Source organism: Serinibacter salmoneus (assembly GCF_002563925.1).
GTDB classification, from domain to species: Bacteria; Actinomycetota; Actinomycetes; order Actinomycetales; family Beutenbergiaceae; genus Serinibacter; species Serinibacter salmoneus.
This window is the reverse complement of sequence record NZ_PDJD01000001.1, coordinates 2,805,857-2,822,395: the sequence shown is the minus strand read 5'-3', so window position 1 is coordinate 2,822,395 and position 16,539 is coordinate 2,805,857. Positions and strand designations below refer to the sequence as shown.

The window sequence follows — 16,539 nt, the reverse complement described above, 5'->3', positions numbered from 1 at the left end:
TGCTGTCCCGAGCCTACGGCTCTGGCGGGATCACCGCGCGTCGGGTACACCTGCCACCCAGGCCGGCGCCGGTGGGTCCGCTCAGTCCACGGCCACCGCCTCGTACAGCACCGCCGTCTCGGGAATCCCCGGGGCGTGCACCACGCCCACGCTCCCCAGCGCCGCGCCGCTCAGCTCCACGCCGGGGGCGGCCGCGATCTGCTCGGCGGTCATGGCGCCGAGCGCCCCGAAGCCGCCGGAGCCGATGCCCCACCACGGCGGCGGCAGCACCCCCACCGCCTCACCGGCCGGCAACACCGGCCGCACCCGGTAGCGCCGCGCCGGGTCCAGCCCCGCAAGCCGCACCCGCCCCGGCATGCTCGTCACGGCGCCCGCCACGCTCGCGAGGCTGTACAGCGCACGGGTGCGATCCGGTGCCACCACGCCCTGCCCGATCAGGGTCTCCTCGCCGGTGTCCAGCCGCACCAGGTCGCCGCCGTGCAGCAGGTCCCGGTGCGCGCGGTGGAAGGCGATCCACGCCGTCAGCTCCGCCAGTTCCTGGGCGGAGGCGGCGCGCAGGTCCCACTCGATCCCCAGGTGCCCGAACATCGCGGTGGCCGCCCGGAACCCCAGGGTGTGCCAGCGCCCGGTGGTGTGGGAGACCCCGGAGGCGATGTGTGCCCCCATGAGTTCCGGCGGGATCAGCGAGGAGGTCCAGCGGTGCATGAGCTGGCGTTCCAGCGGGTCGATGCAGTCCGAGGTCCACACCCGGTCGGTGCGCTCCAGCACCCCCAGGTCGATGCGGGCGCCACCGGAGGCGCAGGACTCGATCTCCAGCCCGGGGAAGCGCTCCTTGAGCTCGTCCACCAGCCGGTAGAACGCCCGGGTCTGCTCGTGCACCGCGGGCCGACCGGTCGCGGCGGTCCCGGCCTCCACGAGGTCGCGGTTGTGGTCCCACTTGAGGTAGGCGATGTCGTTGGCCTCGAGTACGGCCACCATCGCGTCGCGGATGTGGGCGTAGCACTCCGGGATCGTCAGGTTCAGCACCTGCTGGTGCCGGCTGGCGACCGGGAGCCGGTCGGGGTCGGCGGTCATGATCCACTCCGGGTGCGCCCGCGCGATGTCGGAGTCCAGGTTGACCATCTCCGGTTCGAACCAGAGCCCGAACTGCATGCCCAGGCCCGTGACGTGCTCGATCAGTGGGGTCAGTCCGTCCGGCCACACCTCGGCGGAGACCACCCAGTCGCCCAGTCCGGCGGTGTCGTCGCGGCGGGCGCCGAACCAGCCGTCGTCCAGCACGTAGCGCTCCACCCCGATCTGTGCGGCGAGGTCCGCGAGGTCCAGCAGCGGCTGCAGCGAGTGGTCGAAGTACACCGCCTCCCACACGTTCAGCGTGACCGGTCGGGGCGTGGCCGGGTGCTGCGGCCGGGAGCGCAGGTAGCGGTGGAAGCGGTGGGCGACGGCGTCCAGCCCTCCGCCGTAGGAGCCGTACAGCCAGGGGGAGGTGTAGGACTGCGACGGCGCGAGCACCACCTCGCCCGGCAGCAGCAGTTCGCCACCGCCCAGCACCCGCTCCCCGGAGAAGAGGTGCTCGGCGTAGTGCACGTGGTTCCCGCTCCACGCGGTGTGCACGGCCCAGACCTCACCCGTGGCGAAGTCGAATCCGGGTGTGCCGGCGTGCAGCAGGTAGGCGGAGTCCGCGCCGGTGCGACCGCGGCGGTTCTCCCGCAGGTGCGTGCCGACGCCGAAGGGGGAGCGCTGCGGGGTGCGCTCGCGGGCCCAGCGTCCGGCGAAGTCGAGGATCTCGCTCGCCTCCCGCGGCACGGGGAGGGCCAGAGCGAGGGCGTCCAGGTGGTAGTCCCCGCTGGCCGAGTCGGTGCTCGTGTCGGCGGCCGTGTTGGTGACCCGCGCACGGGTGCGCAGTGCACCGTCGCTCAGCAGTTCGATCTCGAGCGTCAGGGCGAGATGGTTGCGCTCGTCCCGCGCCTCCACCCGCAGGTGCGCCGCACCCACGTCGGCGTGTTCGCTCCGCCAGGCTGCGCCGTCGAGGAGGGTCTCGGTGACCGTGAACCGGGGCGAGAAGGCCCGGCCCGCCCGCGAGCCGGCGAGGCCGGGGCGGCCGGGCCACCCGGCGTGCGCCTCGGGCAGCAGCGCGAGGCGCACCGGCTCGTCCACCTGATTGAGGCCGGTCGGGTTCACCTGGGTGGCGGCGAGGGTGGCGGCGTCGGCGGCGGTGAGGGGGCCGAGGTCGGCGCCCCAGTGCACGATCGCGGGCAGATGGCGCTCGCTCAGGTCCAGCACCAGGCCCACGCCGGCGGCGCGCATGGCGAGGGTGCGGGTCGACGCCGCGGTGAGGGGCGCCTCGGTGGGGGGCGTCGCAGTGGTCATCGGGGTCCTTCCGGGGCGGGTGTCATCGTGCTCAGGCGTTGCGGGGAGGGGTGGCGGGGCAGCCGCAGGACTCGCGGATCACGAGGTCGACGGGGAAACTGCGGTGGGCGCTCTCGCGGCCGGGGTCGGTGATCACCTCGAGCGCCGCGGCGGCCATGGCGGCGGTGGGCTGGCGGGCGGAGGTGAGCGCGGGCCAGGTGTACCCGCCGGCGTGGGTGCCGTCGAAGCTCGCCACCCGACAGCCGGTGGGCAGGTCGATCCCGGCCTCGTGCAGGGCGCGCAGGGCGCCGATCGCCTGGGCGTCGGAGGCCACGAGCAGAGCCTCGGGCAAGTCGCCGCGGGCCAGGAGGTCCCGCACCGCGCGGTAGCCGCCGGCGTTGCTCCACTCCTCGATCACGATGGGTCCCTCGGTCAGGCCGCGTTCGGCGAGTTCGGCGCGCCAGCCGGCGAGGCGCGGGTCGGGGGTGGCCAGCCCCTCCGGGCCGATCACCAGGCCGATTCGGGTGGCGCCGTGGTCGGCGAGGTGGGCGACGGCGTCGCGCGCCCCGGTCTGGGCGTCCGGTCCGATGGTGTGTCGGCCGGCCAGCGCGCCGGCGGTGTCCAGGTGCACGGTGACCGGCGCGCCCGGGTGGGGCACGGGCTCGGAGCGCCAGCGCTCCCCGGAGCTCATCAGCAGCAGGCCGTCCACGCGGCGCCCGATGAGCTCGGTGATGAGCTCCTGCTCCACCTGCGCATCGCCGTGGGACTCCCCGACGACGAGGTGGAAGCCGTGCGCGGCGGCGGCGCGCTGGAGCTCCTGGTGCAGTTCGGCGAAGAAGGGGTTGAGGGTGTCCATGAGGATCAGGCCGAGCGTCTGGCTGGAGCCGCGCTTGAGGGCCCGGGCGGTGAGGTCAGGCTGGTAACCCAGGGTGGCCATGGCCTCCCGGACCCGCGTGGCGGTCTCCGCGGCGACCGGCCGCGGGCCGCCGTTGACCACGTAGCTGACGACGGCGGTGCTCACCCCCGCCGCGCGCGCGACATCCGCTCGGGTCACCCTGGCCGTCTGCATCGCTGCCTCCTTGCATGCGTGGACCGGTTCCGCGTGGGGCGGTACCAGTGCCGAGACTCTACCCGAGTAGAGCGTTGAGATGCCAACGGTCTACTCGAGAAGATGACTCTTGCCTGGGTGAACTCTACTCGTGTAGATTCCCGGTCACCGAGTCCCCGACGATGGGGGCCGCAACCATCCAAAGGGGGATGAGCAATGAGCGAGACAGCCTGGCTCGTATCCCTGTTCCTGCTGTTCATGGTGATCGTGGCGGTCATCACCGTGATGCGGGTGCGGGGCACCAAGTTCGACTCCAGCGACGGCTACTTCCTGGCCGGCCGGTCCCTCTCCGGCTGGGTGATCGCCGGCTCCCTGCTGCTGACCAACCTGCAGGCCTCCAACTTCGTGGGGATGTCCGCGAACGCCTACGACGTCAACATGGCGGTGATGGGGTATGAGGTCTTCTCTGGCGTGACCCTCATCGTGGTGGCCCTCTTCCTGGTGCCCCGCTACCTCAAGCAGGGCATCACCACCATCCCGGACTTCATCGAGAGCCGGTTCGGTCCCGGCACCCGCAACTTCGTCACGATCCTCTTCCTCGTGCTGTACGTGGTGAACCTCGTGCCGGTCACGCTCTACGCGGGCGCGGTGGCGCTCTCGGGCATGTTCAACGTGCCGGAGCTGTTCGGGATCTCCCAGTTCGCCTCGGTGACGATCTTCGTGTGGCTGATCGGCGTCGTCGGCGGCGCCTACGCCATCTTCGGTGGGCTCAAGGCCGTGGCGATCTCGGACTCCATCAACGGCATCGCGCTGATCATCGGGGGCCTGCTGGTGCCCGTCCTCGGCTTCTGGTTCCTCGGCCGGATCGACGGCGGCGGGTTCTCCGCCGGACTGGACCGGTTCCTGACCACCGATCCGGAGAAGTTCAACGCGTTCGGCGCCGCGGACGACCCGAACCTGCCCTTCACGGCCGCCATCACCGGGCTGATCCTGGTGAACCTGTACTACTGGGGCACCGACCAGTCCGTGATCCAGCGGGCGCTGGGCGCCAAGAACCTCGCGCAGGCCGAGAAGGGCGTGCTGATCGCCGGCCTGCTGAAGGTGCTCACACCGTTCATGCTGATCATCCCCGGGATCATGGCCGCGCAGGCCCTCATCGAGGTGCCCGAGGGGCAGACCAGCGACTCGATCTACCCGCTGTTCGCCGCTCAGGTGCTGCCCGTGCCGCTGCTGGCGTTCGTGGCCGCGGCGCTGATGGGCGCGATCCTGTCCACGTTCAACTCGGTGCTGAACTCCGCCTCCACGCTGTACGCCACCAACGTGTACAAGCCGTACTTCGGCAAGAACGCCCCCGAGGCGAAGGTGGTGAGGTCCGGGAAGTGGTTCGCGATCGTCGTGGCGCTGATCGGCCTGTTCGCCTCCCCGTTCCTGATGTACACCGGCACCGGGTTGTTCACCTGGCTGCAGATGGTCAACGGCTTCTTCAACGTGCCGATCTTCACCATCATCCTGCTCGGGTACGTGACCAAGCGGGTCTCCTCCCGCGCCGCCAACATCGGGCTGGCGTTCTTCGTGGTCTGCTACGGACTCTCCCAGACGGTCTTCTCCGCCCAGGTGGCCGACGCCGGCCTGCACTTCATGCACGTCTCGGCGATCCTGTTCGTGATCACCTCGTTGCTGATCCTCGCCCTCGGGCGCCTCTGGCCGCGCGAGACGCCCTACCAGTTGCCGGAGAACCACGTGGTGGAGATGTACCCGTGGCCCTACCGCTACCGGATGGCGGGGTTCGTGATGGGCACGATGATCTCGATGTACGTGCTGTTCAGCACCTTCGGCATCGCCTCGGGCCACGGACTCTCCCTCTCCGCCGTGGCCACCATCGCCGCGCTCATCGCCGGCGGCACCCTGATCGGGGTGTGGGCCGACCGCCGCTGGCCCGCGGCGCGCCCGCCCGCCGAGGGCGGTGAGGACGCCGGCGGCGCCGAGCCGGAGCAGGCAGCGCTGACCGAACCGGCCTGAGTCCCTCCCATACCGGCCACCCCGGTTCGCGCCTTGCCCCTCGGGCGCGAGCCGGGGTGGTCCCGCGTTCGGGTGGTCCTCCTGCCGGGTGAGGCGCGCGGGGTGTCGCGCGCGGCGACCTGCTCGGGCCAGGTCAGCGGCGGGGGCGCGTGGCCAGCGCGACGATCGCTCGCCAGCCCAGCAGGAGCACGGCCAGCGCGATCGCGGTGACCAGGGGGAACCCACCGGACAGGCCGCCGCCGGTGACGCCGCGCAGGGCGAGGCCACCGAGCACCGTGACCGCCCACACGATCACGCCCGTGGGCCACACCCGTGCCGGGGCGCGCCACGCGCGGGTCACGGCCCACCCGAGGGTCGCCGCGAGGAGGAACGGCCACGCGGTGCCCAGCAGCCCGGCCAGCACGCCGGAGTCGTGGTGGGTGTCCCGCCCGATCAGCACGAAGAGCAGCACGGCGAGGGTGTCCGCGATCGCGCCCGCTGCCACGCGGCGCCGCGGCTCGGCTCCGACGCCGGTCGCGGTGGTCTCGGCGGTGGTGGGCTGATCGTTGGTGTCGGGGGAGGGTCGCACCCCTCCAGGGTAGGTGGCGCGGGTTTGGCCCCGATCCCCCCGCACGGCACCGCGCGGGCGCATACTGCCGACTGTGCGCACACTCGGTGTGGAAGAGGAGTACCTGCTCGTCGGCGGCGGTGGGGAACCCGTGGCGGTCTCGCGCATGGTCCTCGATTCGGGTGAGGGCCGTGGGGCGGACGGGATCACCCTGGAGGGCGAGCTGCAGGAGCAGCAGGTCGAGATCTCCACACCTGTGGCGACCACCCTCGATGAGATGGCGACCTACCTGCGTGCCGCGCGCCGTCGTGCCCAGGAGGCGGCGCAGTGCGCCGGGGCCGACATCGTGGCCCTCGGGTCCTCGCCCCTGCCGGGCACGCCCGTGCTGAGCCCGGGGGAGCGGTACGAGCGCATCCGCGAGCTCGTGGCGGCCACGGCGCGTGAGCAACTCACGTGCGGTGCGCACGTGCACGTGGGGGTGGCGGACGACGCCGAGGGGGTCCACGTGCTGGACCGGATCCGGCCGTGGCTCCCGGTTCTCGTGGCGCTCGGTGCCAACTCCCCGTTCTGGCAGGGCGAGCACACCGGGTACGCCAGCTACCGATCGCTGGTGTTCCGCCGCTGGCCGAGCGCCGGTCCCACCGCACCGTTCGGCACCCCCGAGGCCTACCACCGCACCGTCCGGGCGCTGGTGGGGACCGGCGCCCTGCTGGATACGGGGATGGTGTACTTCGACGCGCGGCTGTCCGCCCGCTACCCGACCGTGGAGGTACGGGTGTGCGATGTGACGCTCGAGGTGGAGCACGCCGTGGCGCTCGCGGGCCTGGTCCGTGCCCTGGTGGAGACCGCGGCGCAGCAGACGGGACCACCGGCAGACACCCGCATCGAGCTACTGCGGATCATGGGCTGGCGGGCAGCGCGCAGCGGCCTGACCGGTGACCTCATCTCCCCGCGGGACCTGCGGCCGGCGCCCGCGGCCGCGGTGGTCGAGGAACTGCTCGCCCACGTGGACGACGCGCTCGGCCCGGACCGGGACCGGGTGCGCGGCGGGGTGGCCGATCTGCTGGCGGGGCGGGACGGTGCCCGCCGGCAACTCACCTGGTGGGATGGGTCCGGTGACCTCGCCGAGGTGGTGCGGCGCGCGCACGCGGTGACGATGGCCTGAGTCCGTGCTGGTACTGAGTCCGAGAACCCTTCCCACTAACATGCAAACATTGCAATATCTGCATGAGTCTGGCATGGTGGTGTGCGTGGACGACGAGACCGGCATCGCGCAGGCGGCGGAGCTGTTCAAGGTCCTGGGTTCACCCGGTCGGCTCAGCCTGCTGATCCTCATCGACCGCGCACCGACCACGGTGAGCGCGTTGGTGGAGACCACGGGCCTGTCCCAGCCGTTGGTGTCCCAGTACCTGCGAACGCTGCGCCAGGCGGGGCTGGTCGAGGCGGACCGGCAGGGTCGGTCCGTGCTCTATCGGGTCGTCGATACCCACGTGACGCACGTGGTCGCCGATGCGCTCGACCACGTCCGCGAGGGACACGCCCACCACGAGACAGTCAGCACCCCCGAAGGAGACCCACGATGAGCATCGAGATGAAGGCCGAGCACACCACCGCCGAGCACGCGCACGGCGCCGAGTGCGGTCACGAGGCCGTGGCGCACGGTGACCACACCGACTACGTGCACGACGGGCACCACCACGCCCCGCATGGTGACCACTACGACGAGCACGGCGACGTGGCGGAGCACACGCCGGCCGAGCACGCGCACGGCGCGGACTGCGGTCACGAGGCCGTGGCGCACGGTGACCACACCGACTACGTGCACAACGGCCACAAGCACGCCGCACACGGTGAGCACTACGACGAGCACTGAGTGACCCGCTCCCCACGGGGGAGCAATCACGGAGCGCACTCGAATGGCGCGCTCAGGGGCGGCGGCACGGATACCCGTGCCGCCGCTTCGCGTATGCGGGGCGCGACGGATCCGCCCGTACCCCTGGTGGGTGGCCCGCCTCCCGCGTGAGACTGGACGGACTCGAGCGAAGGGAGCAGGCCCATGGGTGGCACCTACTACGAGGAGAACCAGAACCCCGAGACGCAGCTCACGGACCCGGCCGAGGTGAAGGCGCCGACCCCGCGCGTCGGTGGCGCCGTCGCGGAGGAGTACACCGAGGCGTTCGGGGAGTCGGGCGTGTCCGAACCCGGGATGGGGCCGGACTCCTCCCACAACGACGCCGATACCGACGCCGCGGACCGGGACCGCGCCGAGCACACCCGGCGTGAGCTCGCCGGCGGCAAGGAGCGAGGGAAACTCGAGCCCTGGGAGAGCGACGCCTAAGGGTAGGTTGAAAGAATGCCTCGCTCTCGACGGAGAATCCGTGTGGCCGTCCACCCGCGGCGGAGCGTCTGCCCAGGTGAGCGGCACCCTGCCTCCGGGATCGCGCCGAGTCGTCGGCAGATTCTCCGTCCCCAGCGAGGTCCGGCCTCGAGGGTGGTCGTGATCGCCAGCCCGGAGGCTCCGCCATGCTCGTGACCGCGATCCTGCTCTGCGTCAGCCTGGTGGCCGGCGGCGGCGCCATGCTGTGGATCGCCGGCGCGAGCGTGCGCGGCACGCTGACGCGGAACGGGATCGCCGGGGTGCGCACCACGGCCACCCTCGCGAGCGACGAGGCGTGGGCGGCGGCGCAGACCGCGGCCGCCGGGCCCACCCGGCTCGGCGGCGTCCTCGCCGTGGTGACCGGGTTTGCCGCGCTCGCGGTGGGCATCGCGGACCCGGCTGCGGATGTGGCGCTCGCCGTGGTCGCGCTCGCGGGCACGGGCCTGGTGCTCGCCTCGGTGCTCGTGGGGGCCGCCCGCGGGAACCGTGCCGCCAACGTGGTCGGAGAGTCCGCCGAGGACGTCAGCACCTGAGCGCGCCTGGCGCCTTGCATACTCCAGGCGTGGCCGGCTGGATTGCTGAGGCACTTCCGCTTCCGATGCGTCGTCACTTCCGATGATGCGAGAGCGTGGTCCGCCATTGTTGCCCGGCAGTTGGACGCATTTGGCCCTATTGATGACCCCGGGAGCTGCTTCTTGCCGCCTTTCCTGGAATGCGAGCGGGAATCTGCACGCTTACGTTGAAGGCTCAACGATCAACGTGCACCGGAGGGCCGAGTATTGCCACGTTCGACCAGGAGATGGTCCGCCGTCGCCGCGATGATCTCAGCGTTGGCGGTCGCTATCGCTGCCTGCACTCCCGACGGCGGTGACGGTTCGTCCGACACCGAGGCCGGAGCGGGGTCCTCCACTGAGAGCACGCCGGTGGACCCGACGCAGTTCTTCGAGGCCCTCACGGTGAGCGAGGACCTCTATGCGGGCTCGCCGCAGGTGCTCGGGATCGCGGCCGCGGGCGCCACAGACGACCTCGATGCGATGGTGCTCGCCCGTGCCTACGGCCCGGGCCCCGAGAACGCGCACCTCATGGCCTGGTCGGTGAGCAACGGCGCCGCCTCGCAGGTCGAGATGGACCTCGGGCTGGAGGGAGAGGTCCTGACCCTCGCCGCGGGGTCCTCGCCCGAGCTGACCGCCGTGGTCGGGACCACCTGGTCCGAGGGCCTGCGGCGGCCGTTCGTGGCGACCTCCCTCGATCGCGAGTCGTGGGACCAGGTTGCCCTTCCTCCCGAGGCCGACGACATGCGGCTGTGGCAGGTCGCCGTGGTGGGGGAGACCGTCTACGCCGCCGGCGGTACCCCCGAGGGCCTGGTGCTCCTGGTGGTCGACGCCGAGGGAGCCCGCCTGCTGTCCGTCGCCGACGAGGGTTCGTGGTCCGCGAAGGGGCTGGCCGCCACGCAGGAGGGCATCCTCGTGCTCGCCAAGGGCACCGAGACCGCCGCCTGGCTCTCCGGCGACGGCGGTGAGACCTTCACGGAGCAGAGCGGCGTGGCCGAGACGTCCCTGGAGGATGCCTCCGGCGCGGTGTTCGCCGAGGGTCAGTGGACCATCCTCGGCACGCGCGTCGAGGGCTCCGGGAACAGGCGCCCGCTCGCGCTGACCTCGCCCGATGGCGCCGTGTGGGTGGAGGACGGGCGCTTCACGCACCGCGAGAACCGGGAGTACACGCCGTGGAGGAGCGAGGGCGTGAGCAGTGCCGTGGTCGGCGCCCCCGGCCTGCTCGCCGACGGCAGGGCGGCGGTGTACGTCACGGCCAGCACCAGCGTTCATGGGTGCGTGTACGCCCTGGCCGACGATGGCTGGTGGGCCGAGTCCGGCGCCTGTGCCGGGCAGCCGTTCAACGGGGGACCCGGCGCGTCGAGCCTGCTCGTGCCGGATCGTGAATCGTCCGCCGATGTGGTGCGGTGGAGTAGGGGCCTGTTCCAGGTCTCGGCGCTCACCGGCGAATCCTGGGAGAACCGCCCGCCGCTCAATCGCGTTGACCCCGCATATGGCCTGATCGATCGGGTTGCGGAGGGGACGATGCCGCTGTTGACCACGGCGATCCGGAGCGAACTGAGGGTCGAGTTGAACGGCGCGTGGGAGACACGCGCGGCTTTCCGGCCGGTGGAGGTGACCCCGGGCGCTGTCACCGCCTCCGAACCCGCCCCCCTGTGGACCGTAGGTGACGGGGCCTCGGCGCTGCGCGTTGACGTGTCGGACGGGGAGGGCGATCAGTGGCGATGGACCGCGGAGCGGATGACGGACGGTAGTGAATGGGGGCCCGTACAGGGCGACCTGGACGGCCTCTATGGCGGCTTCCTTCGACCCACTGATGGCGGATGGGTCCTCGCGGCCAGCGCTCGCCCGTCCTTCACGCTCAACGATGGTCGCGCCGAGCTGGCGATCCTCACCTCTGCGGACGGAAATGCGTTCGACCGCTGGAGTCCCGACCAGATCGGTGCCTCCTCGGAGGCAGGCTCGGGCGCCAACACCATCTGTAGCGCACCTGGCGACACCTTCCTCGTGACCGGGGAAGTGGACTCGGCATTGCCCGAGCCCATCCCGGCGCTGTGGCGTGGAGACCCGGCCGGCGTGGAGCGCCTGGATGTCACCGCGCCGGGCGACGTCTCGAGCTTCGGTGCGTGTGCGCTGATGGGCGAGGCCACCTACATCGTGGGCTCGGTGTCGGGCGGGCAGGCGGTCCTGGCGCTGGATGCGGACGGTGGGCTCACCGAGGTCGGTGAACTGCCCGACGGCGTGAGCATCGGCAGCCTGAACGCCGCGGACGGTCTTCTGGCGGTCGGCACCGTGAACACCCCGGCGTACGACGGCCCGGCACTCCTGACCTCAGCGGACGGCGCCACGTGGTCCTGGCTCCCCGTCCCCGTCTCGGCGTATGGGTATGACGGGTCTCTCACGCTGGTGGACGACGGCGCCTACCTCCTGGGTGGGAGCGACGCGGGGCCCGAGGCGTGGCACATCCCGGACCTCGCAGCCCTGGTAGCGGCCGCCACGCCGATCCCGTAGCGGCGGTGACCTGCCCGTGGAGTCCGCGGGCAGGTCACCGCAGCGGGGTTGACGCTGCTCAGCCCTCGTACCGCACCGGGTCGATCCACACGCAGATCCGATCCCCGAAGCTCTCGCCCACGGCCCAGGTCGAGGCCAGGAGCATCGGCTCGGCTCCGGCGGTCATCGTGTGGCCGTGGGTGGGTATGAGGAAGCGCTCCTCGCCGTCGATCGTGAGGGCTGCGTCGATCCGCGGCGTGAGGCCGCCCCAGACCGTGACCGGTGCGATCTCGGTGCGTGGGTGCGTGGGGCACAGCCCGCCGTACCCCCGCGGATCGGCGAGGTCCACGAGCAGGGTGGTATCGCCGTCGCGCACCGCGCCCACCCGGCGCGTGACCTCGTAGGTGCCCGTCGCGGCGCAGTCCAGGTGATCGTCAATGATCGGCTCCCTCAGGAACTCCCGCACCAGGAAGCCGCCCTCGGTGGGCTCCACGGACTCGACGGCGTCCCCGCACCGCGCCATGCCCGTGACGGGCGGCAGCACCTGGGTGGGGGCGCCCTCGGCCTCGGCGAGCCAGAGGAACCACTGCTCGCGGTAACCGTTCCCGTCCAGCTGGGCGAGGCTGACGACCATGTCCTCCAGGCCATCGCCGTCCGCATCGGAGTAGGCGGGATCGCCGATCGTGTAGGTGCGGCCGAACTCGTCGGCCGCGGTGACGTCCACTGGCTCCTGGGCGGCGAAGTCCTGCCACCAGATCCACTCCAGCGTGGCCGGGTCCACCTGCCGGATCGCCTGCGGGTCCGGAGTGGTCGGGGTCGGCTCGGGAGTCGTGGCGGCCGAGGTGGTCTCGGCCCCGGTGGCGTCGGTTTGGGCTGCCTCGGTCTGGGCGGCCGCGGTCGGGGTGTCCGACGGCGCAGCCTCCAGATCGCTCCCGACGTCGCCTCCCGCCGTGGTCGAGCACGCGGCGAGCAGCGCGGTGGAGAGCGTGATTCCGGCCAGTGCGCGGGCCGGGCGGAGCGTCTGGGCCACGGTGACTCCCGGGCTCATGGGCGCCGCGCCGGCCGCGGCGCGCCGTGGTCTCCAGGGTAGGGCGTGGACGTTGTTGGTGCGCGGGGACGCGACGTCTCGATCTGAGCGTGGGTGGCCTGCGGACTCGAATGGTGAGAAGCTGCCCAGGTGTCCACGTTCTGGAGCTGCTTCACCAGAGAGCTCAGCGATCCCTTTGCGGGCTCTTCGGACATCCGGTGGGGGTCAGGGGGTGAGTCCGCCGGCGGCGAGGAGCATGCGTAGGCGGTAGTTGTCGCGGTTGCGGTAGCCGCGGGCGAGGCGGCGTGCGAGCTCGACGATCCCGTTCACGGCTTCGGTGCCGCCGTTGTTCGCGCGGCCGGTGGTGAAGTAGGCCAGGAACGCCTCGCGCCATTTGCGTAGCGTGCGGCCCAGGCGCGCGATCTCCGGGATCGGGCAGGTGTGGAACGTGGCCAGGATCTTCTCGGCCAGTGCCCGGCCGTGGGTGGTGTCCCTGGCCTGGTAGGCGGCTCGGAGGTCCTGGGCGCAGCGCCAGGCGATGTAGACGGCTTCGTGGGCGGGGTCGGCCTCGATCGCGGCCGCGAGGCGGTTCAGCTGCTTGTCGGTGAGGTTCTCTGCCCCGGCTCGCAGCAGGCGCTGGATGCCGTAGAGCGGGTCGCCCTTGCGGCCTCGATGCCCGGTGGTGTCTTGCTGGACCCTTCGTCGGACTTCGTCCACGGCCTGGGTGCCGAGCTTCACGACGTGGAAGGCGTCCAGGACCGCGACGGCGTCGGCGAGCTCGTCATCGATCGCGCTCTTGTAGCCCCCGAACGGATCCAGTGCCGCGATCTGGATCCCGGACCGGAAGACCTCTCCGCGCCCGGTGAGCCAGTCGGCGTAGGCCTTCTTCGACCGTCCTGGCACCAGGTCCAGCAGTCGGGCGTGGAGGCGGCCCTTCTCGTCGCGGGTCAGGTCGACCATCCCGGTCAGCTCCTTGGGTCCCTTCCTACGGGGGTCGCCGTGGTGCCAGATGTGTTCATCGACCCCGAGCGAGGTGACCCCGGCGAACCGGGACTCATCAGCGTCCAGCCGCTCCAGTTCGGGTCTGATCGCGCGCCAGGCCGTCTTCCACGCGATCCCGAGCTGGCGTCCCAGCCCGCTGATCGTGGCGTGCTCACGCCGTAGCTGATCGATCGCCCACCCGATCGCGCGAGTCGTGACCGATCCCCGCGCCGCGACCAGGCCCGGGACCTGCTCGCTGAACATTCCGCGCGGGCACCCCGGATCAGGGCAGCGCCACAATCGTTGCCGCCAGAGCAGTTCCACACGTGCCCCGGCGTGGGGAACATCGTGGAGGCGCCGCATCCGACGGCCGCGGCTCGCAGCCACGACACCGCAGTCGGGACAGCCCATCAGACGCCACGGCGTCGAGACCGTCACCGCGAGCAGGTCCGCCTCGCGCTCCACCGCCTCGACCTGCACGCCCGGCAAGCCGAGCAGCACGTCACAGCGCGAGCATGGATCCGTGGTCGCGGGTGCCGCAGGGCACCCCGTAGCGTTGGTCAACGTCGAGGTCTCCGGAACGAACAGTTGCTTGGTCGCTACTGATCATCGGGGACCTCGACCCCTACCCCCGGACTACCGCGCCGACACCCTTACTCCCCACCGGATGTCCGAAGAGCCCCTTTGCGAACCGCTACAACGATGCCGTCGGCGTGCATTATGACTTCGACTCGAAGGTGCCAAACTGTCGGCAGGTAAAGCGTGGCGACGTCTTGATACTTCGCGATATGCACCTTGCCTATGGCTGGGCGGTTGTCGCGCAGATTGAGACGAGCGAGGGCGTCAAGGCGGGGTGGGCATGCCCGTTTTGCGGGTCGGAATCTAAATGGAAGGCCCGCAAGTCTCGGGCCCTAAAGTATCGCTGCTCAAAGTGCGGGAACGAGTTTCCCGAACTGGTCCGGAGGGATTCGCGGATTCAGAAGTTCTCTGCGATCTACGCAGAGACGTGGCTCGAGTTTGTTGCCCCAGCGCCGGTGGGTGATCTGCAAGTTGCGTATGTGCACGGCGATGTGCGGAATGCGATTCGCCGGCTCGACGCATCGCGAGCGCGCTCATTCATCGCACGTCATCAGGGACTTGACGGGGGGTTGGCCGTGGAGGTGGGTGATGAGTGGGTTCATTCTGGCGGGTTTGCGGAGGCAAGAGCAAAGGTGCGACGAATGCAAGGTGCCTTCCGGCGCAAGCTGCTGGACCGGTACGGGGAGGTGTGCGCTGTTACGGGAAGTCATCCCGCGGACGTTCTCGATGCCGCGCATCTGTATTCCTACGCCGAGACTCCAGTGCATCGCGAGCGAGGTGGGCTGCTCCTTCGCAAAGATGTTCACGCCTCTTTGATGGCTCTTCGGACATCCGGTGGGGAGTAAGGGTGTCGGCGCGGTAGTCCGGGGGTAGGGGTCGAGGTCCCCGATGATCAGTAGCGACCAAGCAACTGTTCGTTCCGGAGACCTCGACGTTGACCAACGCTACGGGGTGCCCTGCGGGACCCGCGACCACGGATCCATGCTCGCGCTGTGACGTGCTGCTCGGCTTGCCGGGCGTGCAGGTCGAGGCGGTGGAGCGCGAGGCGGACCTGCTCGCGGTGACGGTCTCGACGCCGTGGCGTCTGATGGGCTGTCCCGACTGCGGTGTCGTGGCTGCGAGCCGCGGCCGTCGGATGCGGCGCCTCCACGATGTTCCCCACGCCGGGGCACGTGTGGAACTGCTCTGGCGGCAACGATTGTGGCGCTGCCCTGATCCGGGGTGCCCGCGCGGAATGTTCAGCGAGCAGGTCCCGGGCCTGGTCGCGGCGCGGGGATCGGTCACGACTCGCGCGATCGGGTGGGCGATCGATCAGCTACGGCGTGAGCACGCCACGATCAGCGGGCTGGGACGCCAGCTCGGGATCGCGTGGAAGACGGCCTGGCGCGCGATCAGACCCGAACTGGAGCGGCTGGACGCTGATGAGTCCCGGTTCGCCGGGGTCACCTCGCTCGGGGTCGATGAACACATCTGGCACCACGGCGACCCCCGTAGGAAGGGACCCAAGGAGCTGACCGGGATGGTCGACCTGACCCGCGACGAGAAGGGCCGCCTCCACGCCCGACTGCTGGACCTGGTGCCAGGACGGTCGAAGAAGGCCTACGCCGACTGGCTCACCGGGCGCGGAGAGGTCTTCCGGTCCGGGATCCAGATCGCGGCACTGGATCCGTTCGGGGGCTACAAGAGCGCGATCGATGACGAGCTCGCCGACGCCGTCGCGGTCCTGGACGCCTTCCACGTCGTGAAGCTCGGCACCCAGGCCGTGGACGAAGTCCGACGAAGGGTCCAGCAAGACACCACCGGGCATCGAGGCCGCAAGGGCGACCCGCTCTACGGCATCCAGCGCCTGCTGCGAGCCGGGGCAGAGAACCTCACCGACAAGCAGCTGAACCGCCTCGCGGCCGCGATCGAGGCCGACCCCGCCCACGAAGCCGTCTACATCGCCTGGCGCTGCGCCCAGGACCTCCGAGCCGCCTACCAGGCCAGGGACACCACCCACGGCCGGGCACTGGCCGAGAAGATCCTGGCCACGTTCCACACCTGCCCGATCCCGGAGATCGCGCGCCTGGGCCGCACGCTACGCAAATGGCGCGAGGCGTTCCTGGCCTACTTCACCACCGGCCGCGCGAACAACGGCGGCACCGAAGCCGTGAACGGGATCGTCGAGCTCGCACGCCGCCTCGCCCGCGGCTACCGCAACCGCGACAACTACCGCCTACGCATGCTCCTCGCCGCCGGCGGACTCACCCCCTGACCCCCACCGGATGTCCGAAGAGCCTCTTTGATGCCATGCTGCTCACCATTGATCCGGGCGACGTGCGGTCCCATGTCGCTCCCGTCATGGTCGAGGCGTTTCCGGCGCTGGAAGTCCTGGATGGTCAGCCGCTGCAGGTCGCCATACAGTCCCTGCCTGACCTCGCCCTCCTAGAGACGCACGTGAGTTCCGCCAAGGAGCGATGGAAGACTGTGCGACGTGACTTCGAGAACCTCGTCTAGCGTGGGTAGTGGCCCGCCGCCGTGCCCATGCCGCAGCCGCCGTCCGTTCGCCGACTGCTGCGCTCCCTACCTCACCGG

Annotated in this window: 15 protein-coding genes; 10 read left to right on the top strand and 5 right to left on the bottom strand. The window is 70.9% G+C overall.

The window, feature by feature from the left end:
- Positions 1 to 81: 81 nt before the first annotated feature.
- Positions 82 to 2,367 carry an alpha-galactosidase gene (locus ATL40_RS12580; RefSeq protein WP_098469842.1) on the bottom strand — a complete coding sequence of 762 codons (2,286 nt, stop codon included), beginning with the start codon at positions 2,365 to 2,367 and terminating at the stop codon, positions 82 to 84.
- 31 nt (positions 2,368 to 2,398) lie between these two features.
- Entirely contained in the window at positions 2,399 to 3,415 is a 1,017-nt protein-coding gene (locus ATL40_RS12575) for a LacI family DNA-binding transcriptional regulator (protein ID WP_098469841.1), read from the bottom strand.
- Positions 3,416 to 3,610: 195 nt separating this feature from the next.
- Between ATL40_RS12575 and ATL40_RS12570 the strand changes: the two genes are divergently transcribed.
- Positions 3,611 to 5,413, top strand: a complete 1,803-nt coding sequence (locus tag ATL40_RS12570) for a solute:sodium symporter family transporter (protein WP_098469840.1) — start codon at positions 3,611 to 3,613, stop codon at positions 5,411 to 5,413.
- Between the two features lie 133 nt (positions 5,414 to 5,546).
- On the opposite strand, the gene ATL40_RS12565 is transcribed toward ATL40_RS12570, so the two are convergent.
- The gene (locus ATL40_RS12565; protein WP_245867082.1) at positions 5,547 to 5,981 is read right to left on the bottom strand and encodes a DUF3054 domain-containing protein; all 435 of its coding nucleotides are present in this window, start codon (positions 5,979 to 5,981) and stop codon (positions 5,547 to 5,549) included.
- Between the two features lie 73 nt (positions 5,982 to 6,054).
- Between ATL40_RS12565 and ATL40_RS12560 the strand changes: the two genes are divergently transcribed.
- From ATL40_RS12560 to ATL40_RS12535, 6 genes are all read left to right on the top strand, one after another.
- On the top strand, positions 6,055 to 7,125 hold the full coding sequence (locus tag ATL40_RS12560; protein WP_098469839.1) for a carboxylate-amine ligase: 1,071 nt from the start codon (positions 6,055 to 6,057) through the stop codon (positions 7,123 to 7,125).
- A gap of 85 nt (positions 7,126 to 7,210) precedes the next feature.
- Positions 7,211 to 7,543, top strand: coding sequence for an ArsR/SmtB family transcription factor (locus ATL40_RS12555; protein ID WP_245867078.1), 333 nt, complete (start codon positions 7,211 to 7,213; stop codon positions 7,541 to 7,543).
- Positions 7,540 to 7,833 (top strand): hypothetical protein, encoded by a 294-nt coding sequence (locus tag ATL40_RS12550; RefSeq protein WP_098469837.1) that lies wholly within the window; start codon positions 7,540 to 7,542, stop codon positions 7,831 to 7,833. Before ATL40_RS12555 ends, ATL40_RS12550 begins: the two co-directional genes overlap by 4 nt.
- Positions 7,834 to 8,016: 183 nt before the next feature.
- Positions 8,017 to 8,298: a hypothetical protein gene (locus tag ATL40_RS12545; RefSeq protein WP_098469836.1), complete on the top strand. Its 282-nt coding sequence runs from the start codon at positions 8,017 to 8,019 to the stop codon at positions 8,296 to 8,298.
- 185 nt (positions 8,299 to 8,483) lie between these two features.
- A complete protein-coding gene (locus ATL40_RS12540) occupies positions 8,484 to 8,870 on the top strand; it encodes an SdpI family protein (protein WP_098469835.1) in 387 nt (128 codons plus the stop codon).
- 297 nt (positions 8,871 to 9,167) lie between these two features.
- Positions 9,168 to 11,399 carry a hypothetical protein gene (locus ATL40_RS12535; RefSeq protein ID WP_143556977.1) on the top strand — a complete coding sequence of 744 codons (2,232 nt, stop codon included), beginning with the start codon at positions 9,168 to 9,170 and terminating at the stop codon, positions 11,397 to 11,399.
- A 58-nt stretch (positions 11,400 to 11,457) separates the two neighbouring features.
- Here ATL40_RS12535 and ATL40_RS12530 read toward each other — a convergent pair whose 3' ends face one another.
- Positions 11,458 to 12,408, bottom strand: a complete 951-nt coding sequence (locus tag ATL40_RS12530) for a hypothetical protein (RefSeq protein WP_143556976.1) — start codon at positions 12,406 to 12,408, stop codon at positions 11,458 to 11,460.
- A gap of 222 nt (positions 12,409 to 12,630) precedes the next feature.
- Positions 12,631 to 13,950: an ISL3 family transposase gene (locus tag ATL40_RS12525; protein WP_425443336.1), complete on the bottom strand. Its 1,320-nt coding sequence runs from the start codon at positions 13,948 to 13,950 to the stop codon at positions 12,631 to 12,633.
- A gap of 224 nt (positions 13,951 to 14,174) precedes the next feature.
- On the opposite strand from ATL40_RS12525, the gene ATL40_RS15710 reads away from it, so the two are divergent.
- The 3 genes from ATL40_RS15710 (at position 14,175) to ATL40_RS12515 (ending at position 16,461) form a co-directional block, all read left to right on the top strand.
- Positions 14,175 to 14,810 (top strand): HNH endonuclease, encoded by a 636-nt coding sequence (locus ATL40_RS15710; RefSeq protein WP_425443395.1) that lies wholly within the window; start codon positions 14,175 to 14,177, stop codon positions 14,808 to 14,810.
- 89 nt (positions 14,811 to 14,899) lie between these two features.
- On the top strand, positions 14,900 to 16,219 hold the full coding sequence (locus ATL40_RS12520) for an ISL3 family transposase (RefSeq protein WP_425443381.1): 1,320 nt from the start codon (positions 14,900 to 14,902) through the stop codon (positions 16,217 to 16,219).
- A gap of 35 nt (positions 16,220 to 16,254) precedes the next feature.
- Positions 16,255 to 16,461: a hypothetical protein gene (locus ATL40_RS12515; protein ID WP_098469832.1), complete on the top strand. Its 207-nt coding sequence runs from the start codon at positions 16,255 to 16,257 to the stop codon at positions 16,459 to 16,461.
- The last annotated feature ends 78 nt before the right edge of the window (positions 16,462 to 16,539 follow it).

What these genes read in the sequence shown, in the direction of transcription:
- ATL40_RS12570 (WP_098469840.1), top strand. Translation starts at nt 3,611, where the DNA reads ATGAGCGAGACAGCCTGGCTCGTATCCCTGTTCCTGCTGTTCATGGTG.
- ATL40_RS12575 (WP_098469841.1), bottom strand. Translation starts at nt 3,415, where the DNA reads ATGCAGACGGCCAGGGTGACCCGAGCGGATGTCGCGCGCGCGGCGGGG.
- ATL40_RS15710 (WP_425443395.1), top strand. Translation starts at nt 14,175, where the DNA reads ATGCACCTTGCCTATGGCTGGGCGGTTGTCGCGCAGATTGAGACGAGC.
- ATL40_RS12515 (WP_098469832.1), top strand. Translation starts at nt 16,255, where the DNA reads ATGCTGCTCACCATTGATCCGGGCGACGTGCGGTCCCATGTCGCTCCC.
- ATL40_RS12580 (WP_098469842.1), bottom strand. Translation starts at nt 2,367, where the DNA reads ATGACCACTGCGACGCCCCCCACCGAGGCGCCCCTCACCGCGGCGTCG.
- ATL40_RS12545 (WP_098469836.1), top strand. Translation starts at nt 8,017, where the DNA reads ATGGGTGGCACCTACTACGAGGAGAACCAGAACCCCGAGACGCAGCTC.
- ATL40_RS12550 (WP_098469837.1), top strand. Translation starts at nt 7,540, where the DNA reads ATGAGCATCGAGATGAAGGCCGAGCACACCACCGCCGAGCACGCGCAC.
- ATL40_RS12540 (WP_098469835.1), top strand. Translation starts at nt 8,484, where the DNA reads ATGCTCGTGACCGCGATCCTGCTCTGCGTCAGCCTGGTGGCCGGCGGC.